Here is a 12246-nt window from a genome sequence, read left to right as displayed (position 1 = left end):
ATATAAAAACGAGGGGCACCTGGCAGAGGTGCCCCTCGTTCTTTTGCTACAGGAAGCATCTTCTGAACAACACAAAAATCAAGATGCGTTCTGCAGCGGGTGGGTTACCGAGTGAGTAGAGAACCCGGCTATGTTACCCGTGCCGGCAGGTAAATTTATAGCGTGGCGGGCGAACCACCACGAAGTCATGCAGTGTCCTAAAAGCCCCGGATTAGTGTGGCGGACATAGTCCCCATTGACTATGTCCGTGGGGCCCACACTAATCGTTGGTGAGACCTCAATCCGAAGGTGTCTAGAGGGGCGCCTGGCCGGAATTAAGGACTCAACGGTGAATAACGGCACGGTACGAAGATGCTGAAATTCACCCGGGTATGGCGTTCTGGGAGAAGGAATCGATATCTAGGAGGGCCGAAACCTTCACACGTCATATCCCGTTACATCTAGGGTAGGTGCAGGGGCGTTCGAAACCTATCTCTTCGGCAAATATTACGCTTCAACCAGTGGTTGAATGTTTACAATACAAGTATGCATTTTGAGGCCTATAGATGTCAAACAAAATGCTATATTGAACTAATTTTGTGAAAATTTTGAGATATTCCCCGATATTTTCAAAAATAAATTCCCGCGTATATTACGTTTAGGTGTCTAGTACTCACAGAGGTTTTCAGCTCCTCACGATAACGGCTCTCAAAACTCGGAACCTTAAAACGCCGCGTTAAAAACACTAAGGCGCACCCCGCGTCGTATGCACAGCAGAAAGAGTACCCCTACTCCCCCGCCACACGGGATGCGCCCTAGGCGCTATAACCATCGAAACTACCGGCAAGACCCCAGCCGAGTGAGACCTTGAAGCCCTACCGGGCGCCTCGACCCATCCGCTAGCTTAGAGGCTAGCGAAGTCCAGAACCATACGGCCGGTAATCTTACCCGCCGCCATTTCCTCGAAGACAGCCGGTGCCTCGTCAACCTCACGCAGCTGAACCACCGGAACCACGATGCCGTCAGCACCGAACTGGAATGCCTCCGCCAAATCCTGACGGGTACCCACCAGGGAGCCCACCACGCGGATGCCGTCCAGAATAATCTTCACAATGGACAGCTCCATCATCTCCGAGGGCAGACCAACAGCCACCACGGAACCGCCCGCACGAACCGACTCGACAGCCTGGTTGAACGCAACCTTCGATACCGCGGTCACCACAGCAGCGTGAGCGCCACCGCCGGTCAGCTCGCGAATACGAGCCGGAACGTCCTCAACCTCACGACCGTTGATGACGTAATCAGCGCCGGTCTCACGAGCCAGAGCCAGCTTGTCGTCGTTGATATCAACAGCGATAACCTTGGCGCCGAAAACCTTCTTAGCGTACTGAACAGCCAGGTTGCCCAGACCGCCCGCACCGTAAGCAACCAGCCACTCACCGGGGCGAACCAGCGACTCTTTAATTGCCTTGTAGGTGGTCACACCAGCGCAGGTAATGGAGCTTGCCTGTGCCGGGTCAAGGCCCTCGGGAACCTTCACAGCGTAATCAGCGGTCACCAAGGTGTACTCACTCATGCCGCCATCAACCGAGTAGCCTGCGTTCTTCACCGAACGGCACAGGGTCTCACGGCCCGAGGTGCAGTACTCACAGTGGCCGCAGCCCTCGAAGAACCAAGCCACCGACACGCGGTCCCCTTCCTTCAGGGACTCAACGCCCTCACCGACCTTGACGACACGGCCGATGCCCTCGTGGCCCAGAATACGACCCGGAACCTCACCGAAATCACCGGAAGCCACGTGCAGGTCAGTGTGGCACACGCCCGAGTACTCAATCTTCACGAGCGCCTGGCCGTAACCGACAGCCGGAACGGGAACCTCACGGACAACAACCGAACCGTCAACCTTCTCAGGGACAACAACAGCCTTCATGGTTTCCTTGCACATGACCTAAACTCCTTAGTCATCGGTGGCCGCGCTCAAGCCGCAATCTGCAATCTGCGCTGTGCAACCTAGCGGGGTGAGCGCGCGTATTCTTTACATTTCCACCGTAAAATGATGAGCCGCCAATCTAAAGGACCTTCCCCGAATATGACAGAGGGGTTAGATAGAGGCGTTCTCACGAGCAAGGATGAGCTTTCGATAAGGTCCATTCCGACCAATGCGCTAAACCGCCAAAGGTTGATATGACGCTATGACGAAACAACACAGAAGATGAGAATGCCTCCCAAACAAGCGGCTTGGGAGGCACTCAGAAAAAATTTAAATATTAAGTTTGAGGCGCATACCACCCTAAAGAAAGGGTTCAATCTGCACCTATACGATTCCTACAGGCTCACAGGAACTCTTAGCCGATGAGACTTAGCTGCCTAGAAGCAGAAAGCAACCTCAATATAGCCGGCGCCGCGCTCACCCGGACCATTCGGAGCATTCAACGCCCAACCCAGATCCATGATGCGCACCGTAGAATCCATGAACGTACCGCCGCCAGCGCCACCGCCAGCCAGCTGCACCGAACCCACCGCATAGCGGGCACGAGCCGAATCGTTATTCCACTTCTGCGACACCACACGAGCCGAAACGCTCAACGCAGCGCCGGAACCGCCGCCGCCATAACCGGCGCCACCGCCTCCAGAAACCACAGACTGGTAGCCGTTAAACAGCTCGCCAGCGTTCGACGGGCGGTTATCGGTACCCTCCGGAGTCTGATCCCACTGGTACGAATAGCTCGCCACACCATCGGCGCCCTTCGCGCGGAAACCGCTCGCACCCGCCGCACCGGCAGTCGCAGTGCTCACCAGCTTCTGGGTGGAGGTGCTCGAAAAACCAATCACCGGACCATTGACAGTCGGCGGGTTCAGCTTCTCACCGCCAGCACCGCCCACACCACCGGCGGCACCCGAACCCGGGTTCACCATCAGAATCGGATCAGACTGCGCCTCGTACGAGGTGAAACCAACAAAACCGGGCGAACCGTCGCCGTCACCCGAACCAGCGCCACCACCGGTGCTGAACTGGTGCTCGCCACCGGAGCTATCAAGCGAATAGTGCGCGGTCGGGCGCACAGCACCCGCCTTCGCGGGATTCGGCAAAACCGTCGCATACGACGCCAGAACGCCAGCACCGCCGCCACCACCGGCAACAATCATCGGCACGCCATCCACCTCAATAGCGGAGGAACCACCGCCGGACGCCGAATACAGCACAGCGCTCATGCCGCCGCGACCGGTCACACCGCCAGAAATGCGGGTCAAATCATTAATCGCAGAAACAACGTTCGCGGGAACCGGCGAAGAAGCCTTCGAGGAGCCGCCCACGCCGTAGCCGTCGCCGCCCTCAGCGGGCTTCAGCTCACCATTACCGATACCGCCCGAACCGGCAGTCAGAGTAATAGTCTGGCCGCCGCGCACAGCCATAGAACCCTCCACCATGGCACCGGAACCGGCATCAGCCACAGTGTAGTTCGTGCCGCCAGCACCACCCACAGCGGTAAAACGCATACGCTTAGCGCCCGCAGGAACCGTCAGCACGGCAACCTTCTTCACGCCATCACCGGCAGTGATCATCGTCGAATCCTCGTAAGGGCCGGTGCACTCGCCTTCCTCATCAGAAGCCGCATACGCCGGAATCACCGACGACGCCACAACAACCGGGGTAGCCCACGCCGCACCAGCCACAAGACGACGACGGGTCAGACCCGGACAAGAAGAAGGAGAAACGGGGCGCGAAGAATCGCCGGCAGAAGAGCTCACGATAAAAATCCTGTACGTTGAGTGGGTGTTTCTAAACGCAGACGCGACGGGCGCTCAAAGAGCCTCATGCTCCTTACACGGAGCCTCATGCCCCTTACGCGGGCACCCGCCACACGCAATACCTCTATTATGCCTTCTCAACAGCCTAAATCCGTACAGGGCCCCGGCATATGCCACCATGAGAACATCCACCAGCAAGAAACAGACAGCAAGCACAAATAGCGGGCATAAAAAACCGCCGGACAGGGGCGCTCCCCCGTCCGGCGGTTTTTCTATGAAATTTAGATAGAGCTAGAAGATGAAAGCTAGGAGCCCTTCGTCGAAGACTCCGAAGAGTCAGAATCCTCGGCGGGCTCTGCCTTCTCAGATGCCTTCTCTTCAGCGCCATCTGCAGGCTCATCTGCGGCAGGCTTCGGAGCAATCTCTGCAGGAGCCGGCTCAATACCCGCAGCAGCCTTCGCCACAGCACGACGACCAGCCACCACAAAACCAGCAGCACCCAGCAGAACCAGCAGCAGAGCAGTCCACACGTGAATACGAACGCCCCAGAGCATCTCCGAGGTATCAATACGCAAGAACATCTCAATGAAGAGGCGACCCACGCCGTAGTAGAACACGTACAGCCACAGGGTCTGACCCAGCTTCAGCACGCCCTTACGGCTCAGCCACAGCAACAACGCCACGCCCAGCAGGTTCCACAGCGACTCGTACAGGAACGTCGGATGGAACAGCGTGCCGGCCGGATACTGCGAGGGGAAATTACCGCTCGACGCGCTAATCTCCAGACCCCACGGCAGAGTCGTCGGCTTGCCGAACAGCTCCTGGTTGAACCAGTTACCCCAGCGGCCAAACGCCTGCGCCAGCAGAATACCCGGCGCTACCGCATCCGCAAAAGCCGGGAAATTCATGCCGTAGCGGCGACAACCATACCAGGCGCCCAACGCGCCAACCGACACGGCACCCATAATGCCGATGCCGCCCTCCCAAATCTTCAGGAAAGCCCACGGATCAGCAACATTCGGACCGAAATAGCTACCCGGGTCAGTAATCAGCACGTGGTAGGCGCGGGCACCAATAATGCCCGCCGGAATAGCCCACATCGCCACGTCAAAAACGCGCTCAGGGGTACCACCCGCCGCCTTCCAACGGCGAGAACCCAGCCACAAGCACACCGCCATACCCGCAAGAATACACAGGGCATAGAAATGCACACGGAACGGGCCCAGCTGCAGGTACGAAACGCTTGGAGAGGGAATCGAAGCCAGCACGTTAGCTACCGGCACGCTCGCCAGCGACAGCACATCAGACATTAGCCTTCACGCCCCGCCAGCTCACGGGTCAGCTTAGCCACCGCCTCAACACCGCCAGAAGCCAAAGCCTTCACCAGTGCGGTACCGACAATCACGCCGTCCGCATACTCGCCGATCTCCTCAACGTGGGCACGAGTCGAAACGCCCAGACCCACGCACGCACGAGGCGCACCGGCAGCCTTAATGTCCGCAACCAGGGTGCGAGCCGCCTCCGACACGGAGGTGCGGGCACCGGTCACGCCCATCACCGACACGGCGTACACGAAGCCGCTCGACGCCTTCGCAATAGTCGCCAGACGCTCCGGCGAAGAAGACAGAGCAGCCAAGAAAATACGGTCCAGACCGTACTCATCAGAAGCTTCAAACCACGACGACGCCTCATCAGGCACCAGGTCCGGGGTAATCATGCCCGCACCGCCGGCAGCCGCCAAATCACGCGCGAAATTCTTCACACCGTACGCCAGAACCGGGTTCCAGTACGTCATCACGACAACCACCGCGTCGGTCGCCTCGGTAATGCGGCGGACCGCCTCAAACAGCTGAGGAAGCTTGAAACCGTTCTCCAGCGCCACGCCGGTAGCCTTCTGAATCACCGGGCCATCCATGACCGGATCAGAATAAGGCACGCCCAGCTCAATAATGTCCGCGCCGTTATTGCCCAGAGCAATCGCCGCGTCAATCGACTCGTCCAGGGTCGGGAAGCCCACCGGCAGGTAGCCAATCAGCGCCGCACGGCCCTGCTTCTCGCACTCAGCCAAACGAGCCGCCAGAGGCGACTGCGCATTCGGAGCGGGGAAAGAACCATCCAGCACCGTAAAAGGTGCCGACTGAGAAATAGCGTCCTGGTAGCTCATTACTTAGCCTCACTTTCAGCCTGTGCGTTCTGTGTAGCGGATGCGGCAGCTTCCTTATTACCGGTCATCAGGGTCGAGGACGGAATCGCCTTACCCAGGCCGAACCACTTCAGTGCGGTCTCCATGTCCTTATCGCCGCGGCCCGACAGGCAGACAATCATCGTCTTCTCGCGTGCCGCCTCCGGATCCTCAGCAGCCCAACGTTGGCACACGCGCAACGCGCCCGCCAGAGCGTGTGAGGACTCAATCGCCGGGATAATACCCTCGGTGCGGCAGAGCAGACGCAGAGCGTCCATCGCCTCGGTATCAGTCACCGGCTCGTAGGTCACGCGACCAATATCGGACAGGTAGGAGTGCTCCGGACCCACACCCGGGTAATCCAGACCAGCAGAAATCGAATGGGACTCAATGGTCTGGCCGTCCTCATCCTGCATCAGGTAGGTCATCGCGCCGTGCAGCATGCCCGGGCGGCCCAGAGTAATGGTCGCCGCGTGGCGGCCGGTCTCCACGCCGTCGCCGCCAGCCTCAAAACCGTAAATCTCAACCGAAGAATCGTCCAAGAACGCGTGGAACAGACCAATCGCGTTCGAACCGCCACCCACGCAGGCAGCAATACCATCGGGCAGGCGGCCGGTCTCAGCCAGAATCTGCTCGCGCGCCTCCTCACCGATAGCGTCGTGGAAGAAACGCACCATCGCCGGGAACGGGTGCGCACCCGCAGCGGTACCCAGCAGGTAGTGGGTGTTCTCAACGTTCGAAACCCAGTCGCGCAGCGCCTCATTAATGGCGTCCTTGAGGGTGCGGGAACCGTTCTGAACCGCAATCACCTTCGCGCCCAGCAGCTGCATACGAGCCACGTTCAGCGACTGACGCTCAGTGTCTTCCTCGCCCATGTAGACCACGCACTCCATGCCGAAGAGCGCAGCCGCGGTCGCAGTCGCAACACCGTGCTGACCCGCACCGGTCTCAGCAATCAGACGGGTCTTACCCATACGCTTAGCCAGCAGAGCCTGACCAATCACGTTATTAATCTTGTGGCTACCCGTGTGGTTCAGGTCCTCACGCTTGAGGAACACACGCGCACCAGCATGCTCAGAGAACTTCGGAACCTCAGTCAGCAGCGACGGACGGTTCGAATACTCAGCAGAAAGACGCTGGAACTCAGCAATGAACTCGGGGTCGTTCTTCGCCTCGTTAAAGGTTGCCTCCAGCTCATCCATGGCGGCAATCAGCGACTCGGGCATCCACCGCCCGCCGTACTCACCAAAATAGGGGCCGGGGGCATTCTTCAACGACTCGCCGTTGAGGAAAGCATCTGCCAGGTTCTCGCTCATCACTATTCCTTCCCTGGATGGTTGCCGCCGGATGCGCACCGCGGGTAGGGCGGGGCATCAGGCCTGATCACAACGAAACACCACGCCAACCGCGAATAGGCGGGCGGTGTTCGCACATATCCCCCTATAGTACCCGGGTACAGGCGGTGACCTGTACCCCGGGGTGCACATGACCATTCCTAGGACATGTGACGTTCGCCGGGGTGGGTGTGCTCGCGGGTATGGGCGGCTCGCATGGGAAGGTTTAAACGCTGGGAAGAAGCGGCGAGGCAGGGGCGCTCGGCTGGGTCTGGCCGGGTCGGGCAGGGTCTGGCAAGCGCGGCGGGCTACAGCAGCTCGCGCAACTCCTCCATCTGCTGAGAAAGCACCGTCGACACACCACCGCGCATCGACACCCCGTACAGGGTCTCCGCAATCTGCATCGTGCGCTTCTGATGCGTCACCACAATCAGCTGCGAACGCTCCCCCAACTCACCAATCACCTGCAGCAGGCGCGAGAGGTTGCGGTCATCCAGCGCCGCCTCAACCTCATCGAGGGCGTAGAACGGCGACGGGCGAGACATATAAATCGCAATCAACAGCGCCAGCGAAGCGAGCGAACGCTCACCGCCAGACAGCAGCGACAGGCGCTTAACCTTCTTACCCGCCGGGCGCGCGTGAATCTCCACACCCGAATTCAACGGATCGGACGGGTCGTCCAGCTCCAGGTGGCCCTCGCCTCCCGGGAACAGGGTCTCAAAGATGCGGCGGTAGTGGGTGTTAACGTCCTCCATCGCGGCGGTGAACACCTCCGCAATGTGGCTGCTGACCTCGTCCATGACCGTGTTCAGGTCGCGGCGGGTCGCTTTCAAATCCTCAATCTGCTGGTTCAGGTAGGCGTGGCGTTCGGACAGTGCCTCGTACTCCTCCAGCGCCAGCGGGTTAATGGCGCCCAGCGCCTCCAGTTCGGCGCGGGTTGCCTTGAGGCGAGCGCGGACGCTCTCGGTGGAGGCTTCGGTAGTCTCTGATGCCGTTTCGGTAGCAGTATTTTCGGGAGCGTCGTTTTCGGAGGCAGCATTTTCGGAAGCCTCATCTGCGGGCAAGTCAACCGGCAGTTGCTCGGAGTACTCCTCCTCCAGCTGCTCCAGGGTCAATCCCGTCACCAGGCGGGCACGCTCAGCCAGCGCCTGCACGCGCTCCTGCACGCGCGCCGCCTCCGTCTGAGTGCGCGCCAACAGGGTCAGTGCCGCCGCGTGCGCCGCCTGCAAATCCTGCACCTCATCATTCGTGCTGGTCAGGCCCTCCTGAGCGTTCTTCAGGGCGCCGCTCAGCTCGTGCAACTGCTGCTCACGCTCGCTCACCTGTTCGGCAAGCACCTCACCCAGACGCTGGGCGCGGCGCTCAATTGTCGCCGCGGGAGCCTGCTCCCCCGTGCCCGCCAGGTAGGAATCCTCGCGGGTGCGCGCCGACTCGTAGGCGGTGCGCGCTTGTGCCACGGATTCCTCTGCGGCGGTGAGGCGCTCGTTCAGTCGGGCGCGCTCATTCTGAATGTTCTGCGCGGAGGCTTCCAGGGAATCCGCCTGGGCGCGGGCGCGGGCATGCTCGGCGCTCGCCACGCCCGCCGCCTTCGCCGCCTCGCGTTCTGCTTCGACCGCCGATTCTGCCGCGGTCTGAGCCTGCTGAACGGCATGTTCGGCTTCGTCCAGTTCGGCGCGTGTGCGGGTCACGACCTGGGAGGCGGCGCGGTATGCGGCGGCAAGTTCCAGGGGGCTGGCGCCCTCAGCCGGGTAGAGCAGGCTGTAGCGGGTGTGCTCGGTGCCTGCGGGGTCAAAAATACGCCATATAGTGCGCTGACCTGCGAGGGTATTCTCTGCGAGCAGGTGCAGGGCTTGCTCTGCGGAGGCGGCATCCGGCGCGAACAGCACGCCCGCCAGGCGCTCACCCAGCGCCGCGGTGACGCGCGCCAGGGCGTGCTCGTCGATGCCTGCGAGCGCGGCGGCGTCCTCGCTGAGCGGTTCAATCATCTCGGTGGCGGGGTGGACACCCAGCTCGCGCAGCTCAGCGGCGCAGGAATCGGGCAGGGTGGTTTCGGGCAGTTCTGTTGAAAGTTCCGTCGCGGCAGATTCGCTGCTTTCATCACCCTTACCACCACGCAGCTGCGACACCTCGGCGCCCTCAACCGGCACGCTCAACGCCGCGGTCGCCAGCGAGGTCAGCGCCGCAGATGCTGCACGCGCGTACTCGGGGTCAATCTGCACGGCATCCAGCACGCGCAGCAGGCTCGCGCCCTCGCTCGAAGAATCCAGGAGCTCGCCGGTCTCGGGGTCGAACACCGCCTCAGCAGATTCAGTGTCCAGCTCGGCGGGTTCCTCGCCCAGGCTCTGACCCAGCGCCTCACGCAGGGTTGCGGCACGCTCAGCCGCCGCCGCGTAGGCGCGGGTCGCCTCCACCGCAGCGGCGCGGGTGGCATCCAGCTGGGCCTGCGCGCGGGCACGAGACTGCGCGGCCTCACCCGAGGCGCGCTCAGTCTGCGCCACCTCGGACGCCGCCTTCTCAACGTTCTTCAGCGCCGCATCGTAGCGCTCCTCAAAGCTGGCGTAGCTTTCCACCGCGCGCTCTGCCTCTTCGCGGCGCTCCTCCAGCAGTTCCAGGGCGCGTTCGTATCCGGCGCGGGCGGCGGCGGTCGCCTCGGTCAGCTCCACGCGGTAGGTGCGCACGCGCTCGGTGGCGATGGACTGCACGGTGCGCACGCGCGCAGCGGACTCGCGCAGGGTCGACACGGCCTTCTGGCAGGCGGTGACCTCGGCGTTCAGGCGGTTCTGCTCCTGCTGATGCTTCGCGGACGCTGTACGTGCCGCCTCCAGTTGTTCTTTCAGGGTTTCGGCGCGGCGGGTACCTTCCGCCTCGGAGGCGAGAGCCTGCGCCTGCTCAGCCTGCAGAACACCCAGCTGACGAGCCAAAAGTACCGCCTCCAGCTGGCGGATGCGCGCCTGCAGCTGGCGCGCGGTCGCGGCGGATTCTGCCTGCTCGCTCAGCGGCTGCAACTGCGAATCCAGCTCGGCAACCAGGTCGCTCAGGCGGGTAACGTTCGATGCCACAGACTCCAGCTTGCGGCTGGTCTTCTCCTGGCGGCGGCGGTACTTGACCACGCCCGCCGCCTGCTCGATCATGTCGCGGCGCTGCTGCGCGGTGGCGTGCAGGACCGCATCCAGCTGACCCTGGCCGACGAGCACGTGCATCTGCTGACCCAGACCCGCCTCCGAGAGCAGGTCCTGAATGTCGGCAAGGCGCGCCGGGGAGCCGTTAATCTCGTACTCGCTGCCGCCGGAGCGGAACATGGTGCGCGAAATCTGCACCCGGTCAGCGGGAATGCTGAGGGTGCCATCAGAATTATCGAAAGTCAGGGTGACTTTGGCGCGGCCCAGGGGTGCCCGCTGGGCGCCGTCGCCCGAACCAGCCTCGCCGGAGCCCGCGAAGATAACGTCCTTCATGCTGCCGCCGCGCAGGCTCTTAGCGCCCTGCTCACCCATAACCCAGGCGAGCGCATCCAGCACGTTGGACTTGCCGGAGCCGTTGGGGCCGACCACCGCGTTAATGCCGGGGGTGAACTCAAAAGTGGTTGCGGAGGCGAAAGACTTGAACCCGCGCAGGGTCAGCGACATCAGGTGCACAAGGGGCCTTTCTGCAGAAGAACTGGTGTGTGCCGGGCACGTTCTGTGGTGCGTGGCGGCATCCCTCTAGTGTACGCGGTGCGGCGGGCGGGCGGCGTGAGTGTGCACGGGGTGAAGGGGGTTCAAAGTTCCTCATTCTGCATCATCTTACGCGCGGGGTGAACGGGCGCGTTCATATTGGGTCTACGGATACGGGTTCGCCCGGTCGGTGCGGTAGATTGGAATGAGCATCACGAATTCTGCGGGGCCGCTGTTCGCATCCCCGCGTTTTTCTATGTATCCCACTGACTTCTATTTTCAAGGGCCACACCATTGATGAATGCATCCGCCGATAAGGTCGGCACAAACTCTGACATTCGCCACGCTAACGCAGCTCTGCTGTCTATTACCCATGAGCTGCCTCCGGAGGTCGTCACGAGCGACTACTTCGATGAGCAGCTGGCCCAAACCTACAAGCGTCTGCGCATGCCGAAGGGCCTGCTGGAGCGTCTTGCCGGTATTAGCACTCGCCGCGGTTGGGCTGAGGGCCAGACCTTCGAGGACGGCGTTGTTGCCGCAGCCGAGAAGGCTATCGAGCAGGCGGGTATTGACCGCTCCCAGATTGGCCTGCTGATTAACGCTTCGGTGACTCGCGATAACTTTGAGCCCGCCGTTTCGGTGGGTGTGCACGACCGTCTGGAGCTGCCGCGTCACGCCCTGAACTTCGATATTACGAACGCCTGCCTGGGCTTTGTGAACGCGATGACTGTCGCCTCCACCATGATTGATGCGGGCGCTATCGACTACGCTCTGATTGTCGCTGGCGAGGACCCCTCCCCGTGGCACCGTACCGCGGTGCGCATCCTGAACAACCCCGATTCGACCCGCGAGGATGTGCTGGCTCAGTTTGCGACCCTGACCCTCGGTTCGGGCGCGGCGGCGGCTGTGATTGGTCGAGCTGACCGCCACCCGGAGGGTCACCGCATCGTCGGTTCGGTGTCCCGCGCGGGCACTGAGCACCGTAATCTGTGCATCGGTGGCGAGGCGGATCAGGGTATGAACACTGACGCCGAGGGCCTGCTCAAGCACGGTCTGGAGCTGGTGGCGCAGGCGTGGGAGCAGGCGCATCAGGACGGTTGGGAGTGGAACGACATGACCTCCTACGTGACCCATCAGATTTCTAACGCCCACACGAACGCCATTATTGAGGCGGTCGGTATTGAGCGTGAGCGTATCCCCCTGACTTTCCCGAAGTGGGGCAATGTGGCTGCGGCGGCTCTGCCGATGACTCTCGCCGAGTGCGCGCCGACCTACACGGAGGGCGACCGTATTCTGTGCATGGGTGTGGGTTCCGGCCTGAACACTGCCCTGCTTGAGATTCAGTGGTAAC

Annotated in this window: 7 protein-coding genes; 1 reads left to right on the top strand and 6 read right to left on the bottom strand. The window is 61.6% G+C overall.

The features are described from left to right. Window positions 1–883: 883 nt before the first annotated feature. From adhP to HMPREF2928_RS05535, 6 genes are all read right to left on the bottom strand, one after another. Window positions 884–1924: an alcohol dehydrogenase AdhP gene (gene adhP / locus HMPREF2928_RS05560; RefSeq protein ID WP_083311385.1), complete on the bottom strand. Its 1041-nt coding sequence runs from the start codon at window positions 1922–1924 to the stop codon at window positions 884–886. Between the two features lie 422 nt (window positions 1925–2346). Continuing rightward, a complete protein-coding gene (locus HMPREF2928_RS05555) occupies window positions 2347–3729 on the bottom strand; it encodes a phosphoenolpyruvate synthase (RefSeq protein WP_070687614.1) in 1383 nt (460 codons plus the stop codon). A 305-nt stretch (window positions 3730–4034) separates the two neighbouring features. Further along, window positions 4035–5039, bottom strand: coding sequence for a prolipoprotein diacylglyceryl transferase (lgt, locus tag HMPREF2928_RS05550; protein ID WP_070615948.1), 1005 nt, complete (start codon window positions 5037–5039; stop codon window positions 4035–4037). Then, window positions 5039–5893, bottom strand: coding sequence for a tryptophan synthase subunit alpha (gene trpA, locus HMPREF2928_RS05545; protein ID WP_049327777.1), 855 nt, complete (start codon window positions 5891–5893; stop codon window positions 5039–5041). The genes lgt and trpA overlap by 1 nt, the downstream gene beginning before the upstream one ends. Continuing rightward, the gene (gene trpB / locus HMPREF2928_RS05540; protein ID WP_070615949.1) at window positions 5893–7227 is read right to left on the bottom strand and encodes a tryptophan synthase subunit beta; all 1335 of its coding nucleotides are present in this window, start codon (window positions 7225–7227) and stop codon (window positions 5893–5895) included. Before trpB ends, trpA begins: the two co-directional genes overlap by 1 nt. Before the next feature lie 326 nt (window positions 7228–7553). Beyond that, window positions 7554–10868, bottom strand: a complete 3315-nt coding sequence (locus tag HMPREF2928_RS05535; RefSeq protein WP_083311394.1) for a chromosome segregation SMC family protein — start codon at window positions 10866–10868, stop codon at window positions 7554–7556. Between the two features lie 324 nt (window positions 10869–11192). On the opposite strand from HMPREF2928_RS05535, the gene HMPREF2928_RS05530 reads away from it, so the two are divergent. Continuing rightward, window positions 11193–12245, top strand: a complete 1053-nt coding sequence (locus tag HMPREF2928_RS05530) for a 3-oxoacyl-ACP synthase III (RefSeq protein ID WP_005505662.1) — start codon at window positions 11193–11195, stop codon at window positions 12243–12245. Window position 12246: the final 1 nt, after the last annotated feature.

It is taken from the genome of Rothia sp. HMSC072B04 (assembly GCF_001813725.1).
Classification (GTDB): domain Bacteria; phylum Actinomycetota; class Actinomycetes; order Actinomycetales; family Micrococcaceae; genus Rothia; species Rothia mucilaginosa.
This window is presented reverse-complemented; position numbering and strand designations above follow the sequence as displayed.

Bases quoted from the DNA above. Each gene is read 5' to 3' on its own strand.
- adhP (WP_083311385.1), bottom strand. From the start codon at position 1,924: ATGTGCAAGGAAACCATGAAGGCTGTTGTTGTCCCTGAGAAGGTTGAC.
- lgt (WP_070615948.1), bottom strand. From the start codon at position 5,039: ATGTCTGATGTGCTGTCGCTGGCGAGCGTGCCGGTAGCTAACGTGCTG.
- trpA (WP_049327777.1), bottom strand. From the start codon at position 5,893: ATGAGCTACCAGGACGCTATTTCTCAGTCGGCACCTTTTACGGTGCTG.
- trpB (WP_070615949.1), bottom strand. From the start codon at position 7,227: ATGAGCGAGAACCTGGCAGATGCTTTCCTCAACGGCGAGTCGTTGAAG.
- HMPREF2928_RS05535 (WP_083311394.1), bottom strand. From the start codon at position 10,868: ATGTCGCTGACCCTGCGCGGGTTCAAGTCTTTCGCCTCCGCAACCACT.
- HMPREF2928_RS05530 (WP_005505662.1), top strand. From the start codon at position 11,193: ATGAATGCATCCGCCGATAAGGTCGGCACAAACTCTGACATTCGCCAC.